Genomic DNA, 21,352 nt, shown 5'->3' with positions numbered 1-21,352 from the left:
ATGAGCAAGACCAGGACCCGGCCGATCAATATCGCGATCATGGCGCTCGGCGGCCAGGGCGGCGGGGTCATGGCCGACTGGACCGTGCGGGCCGGTGAGCTGGCCGGCTTCCGCGCCCAGTACACCTCGGTCCAGGGCGTCGCCCAGCGCACCGGGGCGACGATCTACTATATCGAGCTTTTCCCCGAGGCCGAGATCGCAGCAAAGGGCAAGGAGCCGGTGCTGGCGCTGATGCCGGTCCCGGGCGACGTCGACGTCGTCGTCGCCTCCGAACTGATGGAAGCCGGCCGGGCCGTGATGCGCGGCTTCGTTACGCCTGACCGGACCACCCTGATCGGCTCGACTCACCGCGTCTTCGCGATCTCGGAAAAGATCGTGATGGGCGATGGCCGGGCCGATGGCGGCGCAGTCCACGAGGCGGCGCAGGCCCGGGCGAAGCATTGGATCGGCTTCGACATGGAGCGGACCGCCCGCGAAGGCGGCAGTGTGATCAGCGCAGTAATGTTTGGCGCGCTTGCCGGGTCGGGTGCCCTGCCCATCCCGCGCGAGGTGTTCGAGGAAGTCATCCGCGAAAGCGGCAAGGCGGTTCCGGCCAACCTGCGCACTTTCGCGCTCGGCTATGACCGGGCTCGCGGCGAACGCCTGCCCGAAGCCGCTGCCGAACCGGATGCGCCCTCTGCCTCGCCGGTGCCCGCTGCCGTCCAGCCCTTGCTCGACCGGATCGAGGCCGAGCTGCCGTTCATCGCCCGCGAATTCGCCGTCGAAGGCCTGCGCCGCACGCTCGACTATCAGGACCTCGCCTATGGCGCGCTGTACCTCGACCGGCTGCACCGCCTCGCCGCGTGGGACGCAGAGGCCGGAGGCAGTGCGAAACGCCATGAACTGGTGCGCGAGGCCGCGCGCCATCTCGCCTTGTGGATGTCCTTCGAGGACACCTTCCGCGTCGCCGACCTCAAGACCCGCGGCAACCGCTTCGAGAGGTTCCGCAGCGAAGTGAACGCGGCGCCCGACCAGATCGTGGCGTTGACCGAATTCATGCACCCCCGGCTGGAGGAAGTCGCCGATTCGCTCCCCGCGGGGCTCGGCCACTGGGCAGCGCGGCAACACTGGCTGGAGCGCTTCTTCGCCAAGGGCCGCAAGGTCCGCACCAGCAGCCTGCGCGGGTTCCTGATGCTCAGCGCGGTGGCGCAGGGGCGGCGCTGGCGGCGCTCGACTATGCGTTTCCAGCGCGAGAACGCCGCGATCGATGATTGGCTGGAGCGGATCCGCGCCTGTGCTGCCAGCGATTACGCTGCGGCGGTCGAACTGGTTCGCTGCCAGAAGCTGGTGCGCGGCTATGGCGACACGCACGAGCGGGGCAGCGGCAACTTCGCCCGGATCATGTCGGTCTACGAACAACGCAAGGGCCAGTCCGGCCTCGCCCCGCTGCTGCGCCGGCTGCGCGACGCGGCCTTGCAGGACGAAAAGGGCGAGAAACTGGCGGAAGTTCTGACCGAAGCGGCCTGAAGCCTCAGTCCGGGATAACCGCCGTCACCTCGATCTCGAGTAACGCCTCGGCCTCGACCAGCGCGACCACCTGAACCACCGCCATGACCGGGAAGTTCTTGCCCATGAGCTCGCGCCACACCGCGCCGATCTCGCGCGCATTGGCGAGGTAATCCTCGCGGCTGGTGATGTACCAGGTCATCCGCACCACGTGCTCGGGCCCGGCCCCAGCCTCTGCCAGTAACGTCACGATATTGGTCAGCGCCTGGCGGAACTGGGCGACAAGGCCCCTGGGGAACCGTTCCTGCGCATCCCAGCCGACGATCCCGGCCAGGAACACCATCTCGCCGCGCGCCGCGATGCCGTTGGCGTAACCCTTGGGGCGTGGCCAGCCTTCCGGTTGCAGAACCCTCATCCGATACCTCTCGCGGCTTGACAGCGTCTCTCGCACCTTAGATATTTTAAACTTGAAATATTGTCCAGCCCGAGGATTGCCCGATGTACAAACCGGCGGAACGCATAGCCCATGAGCCTGTTGTCGGCCCTTGGCCCACCGCCGGGGAAGCCGCCGTGTCGCGCCTGTTCGCGCCGGTGAGCATCGGCCCGGTTACTCTCGCCACTCGCACCTGGATCCCGGCAATGGTCCCTTGGCGGGCGAGCCCGGACGGCGAGGTCACCCAGGATGTGATCGACTGGTATGCGCGCTTTGCCCAAGGCCGACCCGGTGCGATCGTGGTCGAGGCGACGGGAATTCGCGACGTCCCTTCAGGCCCCCTGCTGCGGATCGGCCATGACCGCTTCGTGCCGGGCCTTGCCAGGCTGGTCGAGGCAGTCCGCGAAGCCAGCGACGGTGAGACCAAGCTGCTGATCCAGCTGATCGATTTCCTCGCGATCAAGCGCCGGCCCGACCGCGCAGCTTTCCTCACCCGCTTCCTCGCGCTGACTGACGCGCACCGCGCCGCGACCGGCGAGACTGACGATGGCGCGGTGCGCGCCGCGCTTGTCGCCATGCCGGATGAGCAGTTGCGGCAAGTGCTGTCACCGCGCGACTGGGAATCGCTCTCGCAAGGTTTCCGCGAGCGGGTGACAGACACCGACCATCCGCACATCGCCGCGCTGCCGCAGGTCCTGCCGGCCCTGTTCGCCAAGGCCGCCCGCCGCGCCGAGGCAGCAGGCTTCGACGGTATCGAGCTGCACTACGCCCACGCTTATACAATGGCATCGTTCCTCTCTGCGCGGAACGACCGGGCCGATGGATACGGTGGGCCGCGCGAGAACCGGGTGCAGCTACCGCTGGAAGTTTACCGCGCGGTGCGCGAGGCGGTCTCGCCGCAAATGGCGGTCGGCTGCCGGTTCCTTGCCGAAGATTGCATCGAAGGCGGCAACACCATGGAAGACGCCGCTTATTTCGGCACGGAGTTTGCCCGCGCCGGCATGGACTTCCTGTCGCTGTCGCGCGGGGGCAAGTTCGAGGACGCGCTCCAGCCGCGCGTCGGCGAGGCGGCCTATCCTTATACGGGGCCGAGCGGCTATGAGTGCATGCCCGCCGCGATCTCCGACGCCAAAGGGCCGTTCGGCCGCAATCGCGCTGCTGCCCACGCGATCCGCACCGCTGTCCGGGCGGCCGGTTTCGACACACCCGTCGTCACCGCCGGCGGGGTCCACGATTTTGCCTTTGCCGAGGACATGTTGGCGAGCGGCGACGCCGACATCGTCGCCTCGGCTCGACAGTCCTTGGCCGATCCCGACTGGTTTCTGAAAGTGCGCAAGGGCCGTGGCAGCGAGGTACGCATCTGCGGTTTCACCAATTACTGCGAAGGCCTCGACCAGAAGCACAAGCAGGTCACCTGCAAGTTGTGGGACCGCGAAGGCGTGGTCCGCGGCGCGGCCGGCACGTCGCTCGATGGCAAGCGCCGGCTCACCGCACCGGCCTGGAAGTGAGCCCTCACCCCGCGCAGTGATCCGCTACCAGGCGACGGAACAGCGCAGCATGTTCGATCATCGTCCAGTGCCCGCACTTGGCGATGGTGTGGAGCTGCGAGTTCGGCAGGTGCTGGTGGAGGTTCCACGAAACCTGCGGATCGACCACCACGTCGTCGCGGCCGTGCACGAGCAAGGTTTCGTGCGTGATGGCCTGGAGGGCATGGATCGGGAGGGTCTGGGCGTCGAGCCAGCGCTGGCGCGGTGCGGGGAACAGCTTGTGGAAATGGTCAAGCGCGCCGGGCCGCGAGCAGGCCTTCAGGCGCATCGCGATCAGCTCGTCAGTGACCAGCGACTTGTCCCAGGCCATCACGTGCATCGCCGCCTTCATGTGCTCGGCAGTCGGTTTGAAGTCCCACAGCAGCTCGAGGTTGGCGTTAACCTTGGCTGGCCAGCCGCCCGGCCCCATCAGGACCAGCCGGTCGAAGCGGTCGGGGTGCTTCCACGCCAGCCACAGCGCGAGACTTCCGCCGAACGAGTTGCCGACGACGTGCGCTTTCTCGATCCCGAGCGAATCAAGCAGCGCGACAATCTGTTCGACCCACGAATCCATGAAGCGAAACTCGAAGTCGACGGGCGTTTCCGTATAGCCGAACCCGACAAGATCGGGCGCGATCACCCGGAAGCGGTCCTGCATCGCCGGGATGAAGGTGCGCCAGTTGGCCCACGCGCAGACCCCTGCGCCCGAACCGTGCAGCACCAGCATCGCCGGTCCGTCTCCATGGTCATGGAAATTCGTCCGGTAGCCACAGGTCTCGGCAAACTGGCCGATTTCGGGGTTCTCGCTCATCCAGATTTTCTCCGCCGGAGGTTTTATATTGATGATCAATCGATGTTCGAGTCTGGATAGCGCGCAAAGCCAGTTGGCACAAAATGTTTCTGGACATGGGCGCAATTTAGTTTAAGCTTCAAATATCGCCTTTGAACGGGGTGTGAGCATGCCGGTAAGCAAGGCCAGTGAGAGAACAGCCACAACCCGGCGGACGCTGTTGAAGTCTGCGGCGCTCGGCCTTTTTGCGTTCGAGGTGGGTGGTTGCCAGAAGCTGCTGAGCCCGCAGGACGCGCGCGAGCAGGGTGCCGATCTCGTCACCTTCACCACCGCGGAAGCCACCCTGCTGGAGGCCTTCGGCGAGGCGCTAATCCCCGGCGCACGCAAGGCGGGGATCGCGCACTATGTCGATGCCAACCTCGCCCGTCCGGTCGAACAATCGCTGCTGACGGTCCGCTATCTGGATGTGCTGCCGCCGCACGATGCGTTCTACAAGGCCGGGCTCAAGGCGCTGGATATCGCCGCACGGAATCTGCTCGGCAAACCGTTCGCCAAGGCAGGCGCAACAGAAGCGAAACCCCTGATTGCCGGGTTGCTGCCCGGCAAGGTCGCCGGCTGGGACGGCCCGCCGCCGCCGTTGTTCTACCTTGCGGTGCGCTCCGATGCGGCCGACCTCGTCTATGGCACAAAGGCGGCGTTCGAGCGGATGAACGTGCCTTACATGCCGCACATAGACCCGGCGCAGGACTGGTAAGGCCGTGGCGAACCCACCCGTCGATGTTGTAATCGTGGGCGCGGGCGCCGCCGGCAATCTGTTCGCCGCGCTCCTCGCCGAAGCCGGCAAGACGGTTTCCGTCCTCGATCCCGGTCCGGCATGGAAGACCGACGATCTCGTGTCTTCACTGATCTGGGCTCGGCGACTGCGGTGGGGCGGACCTGCGGTCGAATCCACCGGTGCCAATGCGTTTGGCGCGGGCTTCAACACCGGCTGGGGAATCGGCGGCGCGGCACTTCATCATTACGGCACCTGGCCACGGCTGATGCCTGCGGACTTCGCGATGAAGTCCGGTCACGGCAAGGGGCTGGACTGGCCGTTCGGCTATGACGAGCTGCGCCCCTTCTATGACCGCATCCAGGAAGAAGTAGGCGTTTCGGGCGATGCAACCGCGGAGATCTGGCGGCCCGAGGGCGCGCCCTATCCGCTTCCCCCGCTCCAGCAGTTCGCCCAGGCCAGGCTGCTGCAGAAAGGCTTCCACGCCCTTGGCATGAAGACCGCGCCAAGCCCGATGGCGATTCTCAGCCAGGAGTACAAAGGACGCCCGGCCTGCGTTTACGACGGCTGGTGCGATGCCGGCTGTCCGATCGGCGCACTCGCCAACCCGCTGGTGACCTATCATCCGCGTGCGGTGAAGGCCGGGGCGAAGTTCGCCACCAGCGCGCACGTCACCCGCGTCCTGCCCGGCAAGACGTCTCGCCAGGCTGCCGGTGTCGAATACGTCGACGCCAAGGGCGAGACGCAGGTCCAGCCGGCGAGAACAACGATCCTCGCCGCCTCCACCATCTCCAACCCGGCGATCCTGCTCAACAGCACCGCAGATGGCTGGGAAAACGGAGCAGGCAATTCCTCGGGCCTCGTCGGCCGGTACTTCATGACCCACTCGATCGCCTCGGCCTATGGCTTCTTCGAGGAGGAGACCGAGAATTACATGGGAGTCACGGGCGCGCAGGCCACCAACATGGATCATTACGGCAAGCAGAGCCTCGGCGGCGGGGCGTTCGGCAGCCTGCAGTGGCAGCTCGCCCCGACGATGAAGCCGAACGACCTGCTTGGCGTCGCCATGGCTCGAGCCGACCTGTTCGGCGACGAGCTGACCCGGTTCATGGACCGCGCGGTCCATCATCTCGCAGTCATGTTCGGGTTCGGCGAGGGTCTGCCGGTTGCCGAGAACCGCATCGAACTTACGGACCGCAAGGGCCCCGGCGGCACCCGCCTGCCGCGCGTTGTCCACGCGTTCCCGCAGGAATCGCTGAAGCTGTGGGAGCAGGCGAGCGCGCTTGGGCTCAAGGTGATCAAGGCCGGCGGCGCGCAGGAACCGTGGGCCGGTCCGATGGCGACCGCCCACATGATGGGCGGCACGATCATGGGCAACGATCCGAAGACCTCGGTCACCGACGGCTACGGTCGCAGCCACGACATCGACAACCTCTTCATCGCCGGCCCTGGTCTTTATCCGACCGCAGGCGCGATGAACCCCAATTTCACCAACCACGCCCTCGCGCTGCGGAGCGCTGAGCACCTTCTTTCTGGAGGAATCCCATAGAGTGAGAGATTAATCGCAACATCGATTGACTTTTTATTGAATTTTAAAATAGCTTCGCACGAAGAACCGAGAGCGGAATACCGCGCGGGGGGAACACCGGGACACAACCCACAGGGATCGAAGGGGAGTCACATGAGAACCAAGACAATGCTTGCCGCCTGCGCCGCATCGTTCGCGATGGCCTGGGCGCTGCCCGCCGCTGCGCAGGACGCCGCGCAAAGCGACGACAACTCGATCCTCGGAACCGAGATCGTCGTTACCGCGCAGAAACGCCAGGAAAACGTCCAGGATGTCGGCATCGCGATCAGCGCCTATTCGGGTGAGCAGCTGCGCGCGCTGGGCATCCAGAAGAGCGCCGATATCGCCAGCTATTCGCCGGGTGTGCATATCTCGGGCAGCCTTGCCGGGCAGAACACCCAGTTCACCATCCGCGGCGTCACCCAGAACGACTTCAACGACGTCGTCGAGGCGCCGAACGCGGTCTATCTCGACGAAGGCTACATCGCGATCGCGCAGGGCCAGTCGTTTGCCGTATTCGACATCGATCGCGTGGAAGTTCTGAAAGGTCCGCAAGGCACACTCTTCGGCCGCAACGCCACCGGCGGTCTCGTCCATTACCTCAGCCCGCCTCCCCTCGCTGACCGAATGGAGCGGCTATGCCGACCTCAAGTACGGGATCATGGACAGCCCGTCGAACCCGGGAATCTTCACCGCCGAAGCCGCCGTCGGCGGCCCGGTGAGCGAGAAGATCGGCGTTCGCGTCGCCGGCCGCTGGAACAAGCAGGAACCCTACCTCAAGAACCTCTACCCGCTCGGCGCTGTCGGCGGCTCGCCTGGCCCCGGCGCCGGTGCTGACCTCGGCAACGACGACACCCTGTCGGGCCGTTTCACGATTCTCGCCGAGCCGACCGACACCAGCCAGTTCATCTTCTCGGCCAACGGCTCACGCGCGCGTGTCAACACCGGCCCCTATCAGAACAAGCCGACGATCGCGCAGTACGATGCCAACGGCGAGCTCATCAACGTGCTCGACGTCGGGCCGAACGAAACCCGCGCCTCGATCGGCGTCAACGGCGCTCCGGGCGTCGTCAACGGCGATGCCGGGTCCGACCTAAACAACGACGGCATCAACGGCGGCGCGGGCGAACTTTATGGCCGACCTGCCGGTGCCGACTTCTTCGGCTGGATCGATCCCGACGGCGCGGGCAACCTGTTCTCGAGCGACTTCGCCTTCGAGGACCATGGGCATGTCGATACGTGGGGGCTCAACATGAGGGCCAAGATCGACCTGAACGACAGCGTGACCCTGTCTTCCGTCACCGATTACAAGAACTTCAAGAAGCTGCTGTTCATCGACGTCGACGCCGGACCGGCCAACCAGCTCGCCAACTACGGCAACGTCGATGCGAACAGCTTTACTCAGGAGCTTCGGCTCAACGGCAAAGCGGACAGCTTCACCTGGGCGGCGGGCGTCTATTACCTCCACATCAACAACCTGTCGAAGAATGGCCTGAAGGCGCCGATCAACGGCCTCGTGCCGGGCAACCCGATCGACATCGCCTCGACAGCGCGGCTCAAGACCGACAGCTTCTCGGTCTTCGGGCAGGTCGACTACGACGTGACCGACAAGTTCCGGGTCGTCGCCGGCGCCCGCGTGATCCGCGAGAAGAAGAACTACGACTTCATCCAGCAACTCTTCATCTCGCCCGATTCCCGCGCGATCCAGCCGGCCCAGACCGTGCCCGGCTTCCCGCTGACGATCGGGCCGGTCTATCCGGGCGGCGTCCCCTCGGCCTATCTCGACAAGTACAGCAAGACACTGTGGGCCGGTAAGGTCCAGTTCGAGTACCGCCCGAACAGCGACACACTGCTCTATTTCGGCGTCAATCGCGGCGTGAAGGCGGGCAGCTACAACGCCCAGCTCAACGGCGGCCTGCCGACCCCGGCCTCGGCGATCCGCTATGGCGACGAGACGCTGTGGTCGTACGAGGGCGGCTTCAAGCTGTCGATGCTCGACAACAAGGTCCGGCTGAACGGCGCGGTCTATTACTACGACTACAAGAACTACCAGTCGTTCCTGTTCACCGGCGTGGCGGGTCTCGTCATCAACGCCGATGCGCGGACGATCGGCGGCGAGATCTCGCTCCAGGCGAACCCGATGCCGGGCCTCGACATGGCGCTGACCTTCTCGCAGTTCGACGCCAAGGTGAAGGACGTGCCGTTGCGGGTCGGCGGGCCCATCCGCAAGGACCTGAAGCCGACCTACGCACCGGAAACGCAGGCCTCGGCGATCATCCGCTATGGCTGGGACCTGTTCGGCGGCGAGATGGCGGCCAACGCCAACCTCACCTACTCGTCGTCCTACTACTACAACCTGCGCAACTTCGACGCCGACAAGTTCGGCCAGTACGCCAACCTCGACCTCGGGCTGAACTGGACCTCGCCCAGCAAGATGTTCGAGCTGGGCGTGTCGGTCGACAACGTCACCAACCACCGCATCGGCCTCCAGGGCTATGACTTGGCGACGCTCTGCGGCTGCAACGAAGTGTCCTACAAGCTGCCGCGGACCTACTCGGTCCACACCCGCGTCAGCTTCTGAAGCAATGAGGGAGCGCCCCCGTCCCCACACCGGGGCGGGGGCAGCTCCCTTCTTTTTCGAGAGGAAGCCCGGAAAGTGACCGCCGTGAAACGCATCCTGATGATCGTCCCGGTGCCGGTCCCTGCCATCGCCCTGCCGGGCTTCGCGGCGCAGATCCCGGCGGAGCTGATCCGGCCCGACATCGCCATCGACTTCGTCGGCTGCCGCAATGGCGCGAACCTCATCGATTCCCCCTATGAGCAGACCCTCGCCGACGCCTGGGTGCTCGAAGCCGGTTCGCGCGCTGAAGAGCAAGGCTACGCCGCGGTCTGCGTCAATTCGATGAGCGACAGCGGCCTCGCCGCGCTGCGTTCGCGCCTGTCGATCCCGGTAGTCGGCCCAGGCCGCGCGTCGTTCTTCCTCGCCGCCGACCTTGGCAAAAAGTTCTCCGTGCTGACGATGTGGAAGCGCTGGTACCCGCTCTACGAAAAACTGGCGCTGGAAACCGGCCTCGGCCCCCGCCTCGCCTCGATCCGCGATGTCGATACCCGGCCCGATACCGCCGAACTGCTGGCGGGCAAGGAGGATATCGTCTTCGCCCGGCTCGAAGAACAGGCGCGCAAGGCCATCGACGAGGACGGTGCGGACGTGATCATCCTTGGCTCGACCACCATGCATGCCTCGGCCACCTGGCTCGCTTCGCGGATCGAGGTTCCGGTGCTGAATCCCGGCCTCGTCGCGTTCAAGCAGTGCGAGACGCTGATCGACCTCGGGATTGCGCAGTCGAAGAAGACCTATTTCGCGCCGGAGTCCGCGCAGGATTCGCTGCTCGATCCGGTGCCCGCGCTGTTCCCGTGACCAGGACATACCGCATCGGGCAGATTGTCCCGAGTTCCAACACCACGATGGAAACCGAAATCCCGGCAATGCTGCGCGCCCGCGAGGCCGCCTTTCCGGATGCCCGCTTCACGTTCCACTCCAGCCGCATGCGGATGATGCACGTGGTCAAGGAGGAGCTCGAGGCAATGGACGCGCAGTCGCTGCGCTGCGCCGCCGAACTGGCCGACGCCCGGGTCGACGTGATGGGCTATGCCTGCCTCGTCGCGATCATGGCGATGGGGCTTGGCTACCACCGGATGAGCGAGGCGAAGCTCGCTGCCGTCGCCGCGGCGGAAGGCGGCCCTGCCCCGGTCGTAACGAGCGCCGGCGCGCTGGTCAAGACGCTGGGGGAACTTGGTTTTTCGAGGATCGCCGTGCTCGCCCCCTATATGAAGCCGCTGACCCAGACCGTGGTCGACTATATCGCCCACGAAGGTTTCGAGGTGAGCGCGGTGCGTGCACTGGAAATATCGGACAACCTCGCGGTGGGCCGCCGCGATCCCTTCGCCGCGCTGGAAGCGGCGGGCGAACTCGACCTCACCGGAGCCGATGCGCTGGTCCTTTCCGCGTGCGTGCAGATGCCGGCCGCCGCCGCGATCGCCGCGGCCGAGGACCGCTTCGGCCTACCGGTGGTGACGACTTCGGCGTGCACCGTCCGGCAGATGCTGCTGGCGCTGGGGCTCAAACCTGTAGTGCCCGGGTACGGGGCCGCCTTGTCGTGAGCAGCGCCTTGCTCGATAAGGAGGCCATGAACGTACCGAACGGGACGAGGCCGCCCTCCATGAAATCGAAGTATTACCGCAACTGGCATCTCGCCAACGACGAGACCGAGTTCAAGGTGACCGAGCTCGAATTCGCCCTGATGCGGGTGATCGAGGCATTCGGCCGCTGGGTCGCCGCGGCCGACGAAATGGTCGGCCTGTCCGAGCTCAAACATGCCGAGCACGTCATTCTCCACGTCATCCGCATGCAGAACCGCCCGAAGAGCGGTGCGACCATCGCCCGCCTGCTCAACCGCGACGACCTCCCCAATATCCAGTACTCCCTGCGCAAGCTCGAAAGCTCCGGCCTGATCCACAAGAACAAGGAGGCCGGGACCAAGAACCACACCTATTCGATCACCAAGCTCGGCGAGAAACTGACCAACGAGTATTCCAAGCTCCGCAGCGAGATCCTGATCCGCAAGCTGCGCAGCCTGTCCGACTTCGACGAGCGGGTCGAGGATGCCACTGAGCTGCTCTCGATCATCACCGGCATCTACGAGGAATCCGCGCGGACCTCGGTCACCCTGAACCGCGCGGAGACCTGAACTCGAAGGAGGGGCGATGAAGACCTGGCGGCTCACTGGACGAAGCCTGGACGCCCTGCTCCTTCGCGACGAGGATCTGCCCCCGCCCGGCCCTGGCGAGATCCAGGTGGCGGTCAGGGCCGCCGCGATCAATTACCGTGACCTCGGCATCGTCGCCGGTTTCTATCCCGGCAAGAACGACGTTGTGCCATTCTCAGACGGTGCCGGAACGATCATGGCGGTCGGCACGGGTGTCACCGGCTTCGCGCCCGGCGATGCCGTCACGAGTTGCTTTTATCCCGATTGGCACGGCGGACGAGGCACGACCTCTAATCGCGCCTTTTCGCTTGGCTGCGAGCGCGACGGCGTGCTGGCCGAGGCCGTGAACCTGCCGTCGAGCGCTTTCGTGCGTTCTCCCGCCCACCTTCTCCACGCCGAGGCCGCGACGCTACCATGCGCGGGCCTGACTGCCTGGAGCGCGCTTTTCCGCGAGGGCGGGCTGCTTGCCGGGCAGCATGTCGTGGTCCAGGGCACCGGAGGAGTGGCCATCTTCGCGCTGCAGTTTGCCAAGATGGCCGGTGCGACGGTCACAGTCCTTTCCAGCAGCGACGCCAAGCTCGACCGCGCGGCCGCGCTGGGTGCGGATCACCTCGTCAATTACCGCAAGACGCCAGAGTGGCAGGAGCCGGTCCGTGCTTTCACAGGTGGCCGCGGGGCTGAAGTCGTGGTTGAACTCGGCGGGCCGGAAACCTTCCCACGCTCACAGGCGGCTCTGGCGATGGAGGGCACGATCGCCGTGATCGGGGTGCTTTCGGGGATTGATGCCAGCTTGTCGCTGGGCGCGATGCTTGGCGGGCGCCAACGGATCCACGGCATCACCGTCGGCCACCGCGAGGACATGCTAGCGATGGTCCGGGCGGTCGAGACTGGGGGCCTGAAGCCGGTGATCGACGGCCGCTATGCCTTCGCCGATGTCCGCCGAGCCTACGAAGACCTCCCGACGGGTGCACACTTCGGCAAGCTGGTGGTGGAGGCCTGAGGCCTTCGCCGCTAGCCGGCGGCTAGAGCCCCATCTCGCCACGCGGCCGCATCAGGGTGTCGATGCAGGCGTAGAGGATCTTCTCCAGGCACGGCATCAGATCCGGCACGTATGTCGCGCCCATTCCGCCCAGCCCCTCGGCGATCTCCAGCGGCGAGCCTTCCGCCGGCCAGGGCCAGCCGATCCGCGCCGTCGGCACGCCGAGCCGGCGCAGGGCGGCGCCGTCGGTCTGGCCGCCGAGCGGATCGGGCGTGATGTAGGACTTGCCTTCGATCGTCTCCCACCCGCGCCGGCACGACTGGATGATCCAGTTGGCGGGATCGGTGGTGCCGCCGGGGGTCGAGCCGTACATCTCCCAGTCGCAGTCGATCTCCGGGAAGCGCGCGGCGAGGTCGTGCATGAAGTCTTCGAACTGGGCGCGGACGTCGCCCGGGGTTGTTCGCGGGCTGATGCGGACGTCGAAGAAGATCTCGGTCACCGCGCTCGGGAACGCCGGCCGCTCCGGCCAGCCGCCGCGGACCCCGGCGATCCACCCGTGCGGATAGACATCGCCCGAGCGGTTCTTCTCGGCATACTCGATAAGCCACTGTTCCAGTTCAAGGATCACCGTCGCGGCGGGGACTACCGAGCTGCGGAAGCCGGGCGTGCCGCGCGGGACCCCGGCATAGCCGAGCGTGCCCTTCACCTGGATCTTGAACCAGCCCATCCCCGGTTCCTCGTGATAGACCCAGTTCCACGGCTTCATGATGATCGCGAAATCGGGGGCCATGCCCCGGCTGAGCAGGTGGTGGACGCCGTGGCTCATCCCGGCGTTGTCGCGGGCCGGAATCGTCACCGGCATCCCCCCGTCCGCGAACCCGACCTGGAGGTTGCCGAGCATCGGAATATCGGCCTCGAGCAAGGCATTGGCCACTTCCATCAGCCCCGAAACCATCGCCTTCGGGTTTGACGAGCCGAGCCCGTAGACCCAATCGTCGACCATCTGCGCCGAGGGCCTGAGATCGGCGAACTGCTCCGGCCCAGCCCAGGGAAAGTCGCTCTCATCGCCTTCGAGATGGGTGTCGATCGGAGCGTAGAGCAGCAGGGTCGCGCCATCGCCCGAGCCGCGCTTTTCGCCGAGCACGTTCGCCGAGATCGGCGTCATCGGATCGAGCGCGGCGTGGAGGCCCATGCCCTTCATCCGCTCGGCGACGAATTCGGCGGCCTTGCGGGTCGCGCCCGTCGGCGAGTGGATGTCGGTGAGGTCGAACAGGAACTGCTTGAGCCGCGCCGGATCGAGCTTGGCCCTGGCGCGGGCATAGGCGGCTTCCATTTCAGGCGTGAACGGGGCCGGTGCGGTCGGTTCCATGGTCAAGTCTCCCTCAAGGCGGCGAGCGCCACGATTTGTCGTGCATTGGCAAGCAGTTGTCGGTCGGTGCCGGGGGCGGCGACAAGCTGGAGGCCGAGCGGCAGCCCATCCTCGCGCCAGGCCGCCGGGAAGCCAAGGCAGGGCACGCCGACGGCGGTCCAGATGCGCTGGAACGCGGGGTTTCCGGTAGCCGAAAGGCCCTCGGGCGCGGCGCCGGGGGCGCCGGGCACGAGCAGCAGGTCGACGCCTGCAAATATCTCGCCCAGCAGCTCCTTGCATTCGAGCTGGAGGGTGCGCGCGGCCCGGTAGGCATCCTCGCTCTCGGCCGCGCCCTCGTCGATCATTGCGGCGAATTCGGCACTGACCCTGTCGGGCCAGGTGCGGCGGATGTGGCCCATGACCATCGCCGCCTCGCAGCGGTGCAACAGCGCCTGCGCCGGGCCGAGACGGTGGAATGGTTCGGGCAGGTCGCGCACGACCACCGCGTGCCCTGCCCCGCGCAGTGTTTCGGCAAAGGCGAGGAACGCCGCCTGCATTTCGGTGCTGGCCTCGTCCCATGCCGGGCTGCGGCACAGGCCCACGGTCAGCGGCCCGACCGGATCGGGCATGTCCGTCTCGCCCGAAAGCACGGCATCGGCGGCAACGAGGATATCGAGATTGCGCGCAAAGACCCCGAGGGTGTCGAGACTTGGCGCAGTTTCCAAAACCCCTTCAAGGGGATAGCGCCCAAAGCTCGGCTTCCACCCGAGGGTTCCGCAAAAGCTCGCCGGACGGATCATCGAGCCGGCGGTCTGGGTGCCGAGCGCGAAGTCGGCCTGCCCGTCGGCCACCACCGCCGCCGAGCCGCTCGACGAACCGCCGGGGGTATGGGCAAGGTTGCGCGGGTTGCGGGTCGGTCCAGGGTGATACGTCGCGAACTCGGCGGTCACGGTCTTGCCGAGCACGACCGCCCCCGCCGCGCGCAGCCGGGCCACCGCTTCGGCATCGGCGGGGGCGACGTTGCTGGCGAAGATCGGTGACCCGTGGGTGGTCGGCATCCCGGCGACGTCGATCACGTCCTTTACGCCCAGGACAAGGCCGGAGAGCGGCCCTGCCCCGCCATTCGCGGTACGGTCGAGATGGGTCCAGCCCCGGACCTCGCCGTCGCGGGCGTCGATCCGGGCGAGGCAATCGCCAAGTGCCACCCGCTCAGGCTCCCACGAACCGGTGGCCCCAGAGCATGGGCGCGTCGTAGTTCCTGATTTCCCAGTCCGGCCCGATCTCGCGCCCGCCGTAGCCGTATTCCATCCAGAAGCCCGAGGGCGTCTGCAGGTAGAAGCTCTGCATATGGTCGTTGGAGTGCTTGCCCGGCTCGATCATCACCGGGATCCCCATGTCGCGGACCAGGTCGTAGCCATAGCCGACATCATCGTAGGACTTGGCCTCGATCATGATGTGCATCAGCTCGCCCGCCGGCCCCATCGGCCCGTCCTTCATCAGCGCGAGGGTGTGGTGGCGCGCGTTGCAGTGCATGAACACCGCATCGTTATCGTCCCAGGCGATGTAGTCGGATATGCGGAAGCCCATCACTTCCTCGTAGAATTTGGTCGCCGCCGGCAGGTCCTTGACCCAGTAGACCACGTGGCCGAGGCCGAGTGTGCCGGTCTTGTAACCGGCGATGCCGCGGCTGGGGGAGAACGCGGTGTTGGAGGCAAGCGGCCCGTAATAGAGTTCCTGGCGGTTGCCGATCATCGGGCAAGTGAAGCTGTAGAGCTTCTTGACCTTGCGCTGCTCGCGCATCGAGGCGTCATCCTCGGCAACGTGGACACCGCGGTCGCGCAGCGCGGCAACAGTGGCCTCGAGCTTCGCCTCGGTGCCCACTTCCCAGCCGATCGTCTCGACGCTGTCGCTGGCGTTCGGGTAAAGCGTGAAGCGGTGGTGATACTCGTCGATACGGTAGTCGATGGCCCCGTCGCGTTCGCGCGGCTCCATCCCGAAGACCTTTTCGAACAGCGCCCGCCACTCGTCCAGCTTGCTCACGTTGAGGGCGACATAGCCCAGGCTGTCAACGCCCATTTCCCCCACTCCTTCTTAACTTCAGCTAGCAACAAATTGTTCTGCATGAATATTGTCTGGCGACAAGCCGAGCCGGACGAGATGCACCCGGGCCGCCTCGATCATTCCCGGCGGGCCGCACAGGTAGGCTACCGTCGCGGGATCGAGCGGTCCATCGGCGCCCACCGCCTCGACCGGATTGCCGACCCGCGCCCCTTCCGGAGCGGGCCCGCGATCGACCGAAAGGGTGACCGCGAGGTTCGGCAGCCAGTGCGCGCGCAGTTCAAGCGGCTCGCGGTGGAACAGCCCTTCCGGGGTCTGGCAGCCAAAGCTGAGGTGGATCGGCGGCTTGCGGCCGGGTCGGCTGCGGATCGTGTCGATCATGCTCATCATCGGGGCGAGCCCGGTGCCGCCGGCGATCATCACGTGCGGCGCCTTGCTGCCCTCCTTCAGGAAGAACGCACCGTAAGGACCTGAAATTTCGACAACATCGTCGACTGCAGCCTTGCTTTGGAGCCACTGCGACATGACCCCTCCGGGCAGCAGGCGGATCAGCAGCTCGATCTTCGGCAGCTCCGCCGGGATCGACGAGATCGAGTAGCTGCGGGCCTGGTCGGTGCCGGGCACCTTGACCTGGATGAACTGGCCCGGGCGGAAATCGAGCCAGTGCCCCTCGGCCAGTTCCAGCTCAAGCCGGACGACATCGGACGCAACCTTCTCGACCGCGTTGACGAAGGCCTGGGCCTCGACCGGGCGGTTTTCGCCGACCGTGCTGTCGTATGGCAGGGTGAAGCGGCAGCTCCCCTTGGCTCCGGTCACGCAGAGCAGGCGATGGCCCGCCGCGCGTTCCGAGGCGAGCAGCGACGAGGCCGCCCCCGGCAGCGTTTCCGCCTCGCCCTCTACCAGTGTCGCCAGACAGCTCGAACAGCTCCCCGAACGGCACTGGTAAAGCAGCGGCAGGCCCGCCGCGAGCCCGGTTTCGAGCACGCTCCGGCCGGGTTCGACCGCCAGCTCATGCTCGACCCCGTCCGTGAACGCCAATGTGACCTTACCGCCCACCTGCGACCGCCTCAGTAGTTGTTCACGTCGTCGATCTTCTCGACGAAGTAGCCGGGCGCCTTGCCCTCCGCGAGCCGGCGCATGCGGATCGATGACGTCTTGGTCGCATTGGGCACGCCCCTGCCCGGCTTGGCGATCCCGCGGTTCCAGCGCGAGGCGACCTTGCGCCAGGTGATCGGCGAGACGTCGGTGGCAACGAGCTGTTCTTCGTCCCAGCCGGTGCCGTCGGCGTAGAATTCCTCCATCGCCTCGCGTGCATAGAGGTCACAGTCGTTGAAGCCGCGCAGGCACAGCGGCATGTAGACCCGGTCGAAGCGGTGCTTGAACGCCTTCTGGTCCTTCTCGGTCGGGCAGACGCGGACCATGACTTCCCAGTACTCGTACATGTCGTCGGTAATCGGCACGTACCATTCGTACTGGACGACGTGTTCTTCCGGCCAGTTCTCGACCATCAGGCAACCCGGCAGCACCACCGAGGTGCGGTAGAAGCGGCCATTGAGGTTCTCGATCTTGAGCCCGAGCTGTTCGTTCTCCAGCACCGGCTTCCAGCGGTCGGTGAACAGCCACTGCATCAGGCCCTTGGGCCCGTTCTCGTCCTCGATCAAGGTGATCGGTTCCTCGTGATCGGGGAGGATGCCCAGCGGCAGGACCCAGTTCAGGGCGTGGACGATAGTGTTGTCCATGTGGACGAGGATGTGGGCATTATCGAACCCGTTCTCGCAGGCGATGCGCCAGTTGCTCTGGCCGGTGCGGTGCATCCCCATCGCCACGGCGCCCTCGTCGAGGAGGCTCGGCGCATCGGGCCACAGCGGGTGCGGGAAGCGTTCGGAGTTCTCGGGAAAGCGGATCGGCAGGTCGCTCGACAGCGGCGGCACGTCTTCCAGCGGGAAATCGTCCTCGCGCACGAACACGAAGATCATGCCGGCCACTTCCTCGACCGGATATGAGGTGATCCCGGTCGTCCCGACCAGCGGATCGTTCGGGTTGGCAACGATGGTCGAGAGCTTGCCGTCGTCGAGATCGAAGGTGAAGCCGTGATACCAGCAGGTGATCGTGCTCTTGTTGAAGCACATCGGCTTCTGGCTGAGCCGCACCCCGCGGTGAAGGCACTGGTCCTTCAGCGCGAAAACCTTGCCGTCGACCCGGCGCAGCACGATCGGCACGCCGCAGATCTGGATGCCCTGGACTTCGTCCTCGGGCAGTTCCTCGGTGAACAGCGCCGGATACCAGTGGTTGATGAAGCCCCAGGCGGCATCCTTGTAGGGCTGGTACTGGCTCTGGGTCTTGCTGTCGTTCAGGCGCTTGTCGCTGGTGGTGTTGAGGCGCACCGTGGAGCGGCGGCGGACGGGCGTTGCGTCATTCATCTCGCACTTCCTTTCAGGGCATTTTCTTAAGTCATAGGTTTCAATTGGTTAGAGCTGGCCGGTGAGGAAGCGGGCGACGACATCGTCGTGCTCTTCGGGACGCTCCCACTGCGGCCAGTGCGCGCAGCCGCGCATGATGTACTTCTTCGCGCCGGGAATGATCGCCTCCAGCCGGTCGGCGGCATCTTCGCCGTGGATCGGGTTCTTGTCGGTCCACAACACCAGCGCCGGGCAGGCGATCTTCACGATGTCCGCTTCCTGCCAGTAGAACTCGGCAATGTTCGGCGCGAACAGGCGCTCGTAGTATTCGATCAGCGCAGTGCGGGTTTCGGGAATCGACCACAGCGCGCGGCGCAGATCGACGAGTTCGTCAGTCACCCCGCCCAGCGGCATCAGCCATTCGAGCCGCTTGCGCAGCAGCTCGGGCGTGGGGTTCATCAGCGCGTTGACCGAGGTTTCGCGCAGGGCATCGAGGTCGGAATCGCCTTCGTAGACATGCGCCGGATCGAGGTGCATCCCCCAGGTGGTGTTGAGGATGACCTTGGAGGTCCGGTCGGGATGATTGATCGCCATGTCATAGGCAATCCACCCGCCGAGCGACTCGCCCTCCACCACGGCCTTTTCGATGCCGAGGTGGTCCATCAGGTTGAGCAGCTGGTCGGTGAACTGGGTCAGCCAGTTCTCCTTTGCCCGCGGCGCCCCGTTCGAGAACACCGGCCGCGACGACATGCCGTGCCAGATGAAGTCGATGGCATGCGGCTGGCAGACCTTGGCCAGCCGGGTCATGTTGCGCGAATAGGTTTCGGCATGGCCGCCGCCGCCGTGAAGCAGGAACACGTGCTCGCCCTCGCCCGGCGCGGAGATCATGCGGGTGACGTACTTGCCGGTTTCGACGAATCGGGTCTCGGTCCCGAGCAGGTCCACGTGAATGGTCATGTTTTCTCCCCCGGCCGGGGCCATCCCCCGTGTCCGACAACGCAGAGGTGACAGACCTTAGATCGAAAATCAATTGAAATTCGATCTACAGTGAACGATGAGCTTGACTCGGTCGCGGGACCACGGCAGATATAGTTTAAGCCTAAAATAAATGAACCGCCGGGGAGCTAACGCGAAGGGAGCGCTTGATGACTCACGTTGAAAACCGGATGCGCCGGACCAATCATTTCAAGCTCGGCACGTTCTCCACCAACTGCTCCAGCGGCATGTCGGTGACGAAGATCCCCGAGCGCTGGGACGCAAGCTGGGAAAGCAACCTCGCCCTCGCCCGCCTGCTCGACGATGCCGGTATCGACTTCATGCTCCCGATCGCGCGGTGGATCGGTTACGGCGGCGAAACCAACTTCCATGGCCATGTGCTGGAAACGATGACCTGGGCGGCGGGCGTGCTCGCCTCGACCAGCCGGATTTCCGCGATCGCCACGATCCACACCGCCTGCAACCACCCGGTCGTGATCGCCAAGCAGATTGCCACGATCGACGCCATCGGCCGCGGCCGGGCCGGGCTCAACATCGTCGCCGGCTGGAACAAGCCCGAATACGAAGCGCTGGGCCTGACCCTGGCTGACGATCACGAGACCCGCTATGCCTATGCGCAGGAGTGGTTCGACATCATCCAGGCGCTGTGGGAAAAGACCGGCAGCTTCGACATGAAGACCGCCCACTTCGACCTCAAGGGGGTCGAGGCCGAGCCCAAGCCGGTCAACGGCCGCCCGCCGATCCTCAACGCCGCCGGATCGGGCCTCGGCCGCGAATTCGCCACCCGCAACGCCGACTTCCTGTTCACCTCGGTCATCGACTTCGACCGCAGCCGCGAGGAAATCGCCGAACTCAAGCAGCAGGCCGCCGACCAGGGCCGCTACGTCGACGTGCTGACCTTCAGCCACGTGGTCTGCCGCCCGACCGAGAAGGAGGCGCAGGACTACCTGCAGTACTTCGCCAAGGACAATGCTGACTGGGAAGCGGTCGACAACCTCGTCCGCCTGCAGTTCGCCCACGCCCAGAGCTTCCCTCACGACCTCCTCGCCTTGATTCGAGACCGTTTCGCCATGGGCCACGGCGGCATTCCGCTGATCGGCACGCCCGAACAGGTCGCCGACGGGATTTGCCAGCTCCACGAACTCGGCCTCGGCGGGACGACCCTTTCATTCGTCGATTACGGCAAGGAATTCCCGTACTTCCGCGACAATGTCCTTCCGATCCTCGAGGCCCGCGGAATCCGCCGGCCAGACTGATCGGACCTCTGAGTTTCCACCCCTGCCGGGACGCTGGCGCAGGCTGGCGTCCCGGCCTTTTTTTTTGAACTGCTACGCCCGGCTGCTGCAGTGGCCCCATTGCGCTGCATATATGATTGAACCAACCTGTCGGGATGAGATGCCATCTGCTCGCTGCTGCTGCAGTCACCACTCTGATGCTGTCGCCGATCACGGTGCGTGCGGAAGCAACAGCGCCACGTTACCACGCCGGAGACATCTGGGAGATCACTGTAACCCGCGATTCCACCAGGACGGGAAGCGACGGCTCATCAGGCTCTTCTCACGATCGGGATGTGCTGATCCAGACCATCGAGAGCACTGACCAGGAGGGAGCGGTGATGCGCTTCGACCTCCCCGGGACGATGAAGCCCGAGGAACGGCAGGGCGCGTGGCAGTGGCCCGCCCGGGTACTGAAGCGGCCCGATGGCAGCCTCAATCTGCTCAACCAGAACGATCTCGAGTCCCGCCTCGATCAATGGCTTGGCCGGGCCCAGCTGCCACGGGCCGCCTGCGGCAAGTGGATCTTCACCTGGAATGCCTTCAAGATCGAGTGCGACCCCCTGTCTGTCCTCGAGATTGTCCGGACTTTCGATCCGCAGCTGCCGACCTTGCAGGACGGGGCTGTGTACCACGACCCCAGCGCGGCGGCGCCGTCACGGCTTGCCAGCCGAACCGGCCCAGGCGGCGGGAGCCCGTTCTCCGCACACATGGACATCGACGAAAAAGCGGTGGCCCGGTCCAGGGCAGAAGGCGACGTCGTGGCCGGAGAGGTGACAGGCAAGGCGGTGACGCTGGAAGCGGCGCTTGCAACTCGCGCGCAGGAGCAGATCTCCGGAACGATCGATGTGGCGATTGGAACAGATGAAGCCAGCAGAGTGCGCGAGATCAAGACCACCACTGCTCTGACCGTGCGCGAAGTGGATGGAACAGTCACGACCCAAGAAGAAACTTAACTG

The 21,352-nt window shown here is 65.5% G+C and carries 20 protein-coding genes; 12 read left to right on the top strand and 8 right to left on the bottom strand.

Annotation, left to right across the window (positions count from 1 at the left end):
- The gene (locus tag AC3WLD_RS11160) at window positions 1-1,506 is read left to right on the top strand and encodes an indolepyruvate oxidoreductase subunit beta family protein (RefSeq protein ID WP_492557033.1); all 1,506 of its coding nucleotides are present in this window, start codon (window positions 1-3) and stop codon (window positions 1,504-1,506) included.
- Window positions 1,507-1,510: 4 nt separating this feature from the next.
- Here AC3WLD_RS11160 and AC3WLD_RS11155 read toward each other — a convergent pair whose 3' ends face one another.
- A complete protein-coding gene (locus AC3WLD_RS11155) occupies window positions 1,511-1,900 on the bottom strand; it encodes a RidA family protein (RefSeq protein WP_492557032.1) in 390 nt (129 codons plus the stop codon).
- Between the two features lie 83 nt (window positions 1,901-1,983).
- Between AC3WLD_RS11155 and AC3WLD_RS11150 the strand changes: the two genes are divergently transcribed.
- Window positions 1,984-3,426, top strand: a complete 1,443-nt coding sequence (locus AC3WLD_RS11150) for an oxidoreductase (protein ID WP_492557031.1) — start codon at window positions 1,984-1,986, stop codon at window positions 3,424-3,426.
- Window positions 3,427-3,430: 4 nt separating this feature from the next.
- Here the strand turns inward: AC3WLD_RS11150 and AC3WLD_RS11145 are convergent, their stop codons facing one another.
- The gene (locus AC3WLD_RS11145; protein WP_492557030.1) at window positions 3,431-4,255 is read right to left on the bottom strand and encodes an alpha/beta fold hydrolase; all 825 of its coding nucleotides are present in this window, start codon (window positions 4,253-4,255) and stop codon (window positions 3,431-3,433) included.
- A gap of 199 nt (window positions 4,256-4,454) precedes the next feature.
- On the opposite strand from AC3WLD_RS11145, the gene AC3WLD_RS11140 reads away from it, so the two are divergent.
- From AC3WLD_RS11140 to AC3WLD_RS11105, 8 genes are all read left to right on the top strand, one after another.
- On the top strand, window positions 4,455-4,988 hold the full coding sequence (locus AC3WLD_RS11140) for a gluconate 2-dehydrogenase subunit 3 family protein (protein WP_492557029.1): 534 nt from the start codon (window positions 4,455-4,457) through the stop codon (window positions 4,986-4,988).
- A gap of 4 nt (window positions 4,989-4,992) precedes the next feature.
- Window positions 4,993-6,555, top strand: a complete 1,563-nt coding sequence (locus AC3WLD_RS11135; protein WP_492557028.1) for a GMC oxidoreductase — start codon at window positions 4,993-4,995, stop codon at window positions 6,553-6,555.
- A gap of 177 nt (window positions 6,556-6,732) precedes the next feature.
- Window positions 6,733-7,410: a TonB-dependent receptor plug domain-containing protein gene (locus AC3WLD_RS11130; protein ID WP_492557027.1), complete on the top strand. Its 678-nt coding sequence runs from the start codon at window positions 6,733-6,735 to the stop codon at window positions 7,408-7,410.
- On the top strand, window positions 7,292-9,154 hold the full coding sequence (locus tag AC3WLD_RS11125) for a TonB-dependent receptor (protein WP_492557101.1): 1,863 nt from the start codon (window positions 7,292-7,294) through the stop codon (window positions 9,152-9,154). The genes AC3WLD_RS11130 and AC3WLD_RS11125 overlap by 119 nt, the downstream gene beginning before the upstream one ends.
- A gap of 75 nt (window positions 9,155-9,229) precedes the next feature.
- Window positions 9,230-9,991, top strand: coding sequence for an aspartate/glutamate racemase family protein (locus tag AC3WLD_RS11120; protein ID WP_492557026.1), 762 nt, complete (start codon window positions 9,230-9,232; stop codon window positions 9,989-9,991).
- Window positions 9,988-10,734: a maleate cis-trans isomerase family protein gene (locus AC3WLD_RS11115; protein ID WP_492557025.1), complete on the top strand. Its 747-nt coding sequence runs from the start codon at window positions 9,988-9,990 to the stop codon at window positions 10,732-10,734. The genes AC3WLD_RS11120 and AC3WLD_RS11115 overlap by 4 nt, the downstream gene beginning before the upstream one ends.
- A 26-nt stretch (window positions 10,735-10,760) precedes the next feature.
- Entirely contained in the window at window positions 10,761-11,321 is a 561-nt protein-coding gene (locus AC3WLD_RS11110; protein WP_492557024.1) for a winged helix DNA-binding protein, read from the top strand.
- Window positions 11,322-11,337: 16 nt separating this feature from the next.
- Entirely contained in the window at window positions 11,338-12,339 is a 1,002-nt protein-coding gene (locus tag AC3WLD_RS11105; protein WP_492557023.1) for a zinc-dependent alcohol dehydrogenase family protein, read from the top strand.
- 22 nt (window positions 12,340-12,361) lie between these two features.
- On the opposite strand, the gene AC3WLD_RS11100 is transcribed toward AC3WLD_RS11105, so the two are convergent.
- Genes AC3WLD_RS11100 through AC3WLD_RS11075 form a run of 6 tightly spaced genes read right to left on the bottom strand, consistent with a single transcriptional unit; the run spans window position 12,362 to window position 19,080 of the window.
- Window positions 12,362-13,687, bottom strand: coding sequence for a M20 family metallopeptidase (locus AC3WLD_RS11100; RefSeq protein ID WP_492557022.1), 1,326 nt, complete (start codon window positions 13,685-13,687; stop codon window positions 12,362-12,364).
- A gap of 2 nt (window positions 13,688-13,689) precedes the next feature.
- The gene (locus AC3WLD_RS11095; RefSeq protein ID WP_492557021.1) at window positions 13,690-14,871 is read right to left on the bottom strand and encodes an amidase; all 1,182 of its coding nucleotides are present in this window, start codon (window positions 14,869-14,871) and stop codon (window positions 13,690-13,692) included.
- Between the two features lie 4 nt (window positions 14,872-14,875).
- Window positions 14,876-15,742 (bottom strand): VOC family protein, encoded by an 867-nt coding sequence (locus AC3WLD_RS11090; protein WP_492557020.1) that lies wholly within the window; start codon window positions 15,740-15,742, stop codon window positions 14,876-14,878.
- Window positions 15,743-15,763: 21 nt separating this feature from the next.
- Entirely contained in the window at window positions 15,764-16,780 is a 1,017-nt protein-coding gene (locus AC3WLD_RS11085) for an FAD-binding oxidoreductase (RefSeq protein WP_492557019.1), read from the bottom strand.
- A gap of 11 nt (window positions 16,781-16,791) precedes the next feature.
- Window positions 16,792-18,144, bottom strand: coding sequence for an aromatic ring-hydroxylating dioxygenase subunit alpha (locus AC3WLD_RS11080; protein ID WP_492557018.1), 1,353 nt, complete (start codon window positions 18,142-18,144; stop codon window positions 16,792-16,794).
- A gap of 48 nt (window positions 18,145-18,192) precedes the next feature.
- Window positions 18,193-19,080, bottom strand: a complete 888-nt coding sequence (locus tag AC3WLD_RS11075) for an alpha/beta fold hydrolase (RefSeq protein WP_492557017.1) — start codon at window positions 19,078-19,080, stop codon at window positions 18,193-18,195.
- Between the two features lie 188 nt (window positions 19,081-19,268).
- Here AC3WLD_RS11075 and AC3WLD_RS11070 point away from each other — a divergent pair, with 188 nt between their 5' ends.
- Window positions 19,269-20,375 carry an LLM class flavin-dependent oxidoreductase gene (locus tag AC3WLD_RS11070; RefSeq protein WP_492557016.1) on the top strand — a complete coding sequence of 369 codons (1,107 nt, stop codon included), beginning with the start codon at window positions 19,269-19,271 and terminating at the stop codon, window positions 20,373-20,375.
- Between the two features lie 176 nt (window positions 20,376-20,551).
- The gene (locus tag AC3WLD_RS11065) at window positions 20,552-21,349 is read left to right on the top strand and encodes a hypothetical protein (protein WP_492557015.1); all 798 of its coding nucleotides are present in this window, start codon (window positions 20,552-20,554) and stop codon (window positions 21,347-21,349) included.
- Window positions 21,350-21,352 lie beyond the last annotated feature (3 nt).

The organism is Novosphingobium sp. FW305-C-111 (genome assembly GCF_058783565.1).
Note: the sequence above shows the minus strand (reverse complement) of the source record. Positions and strands in the feature narration are given on the sequence as shown.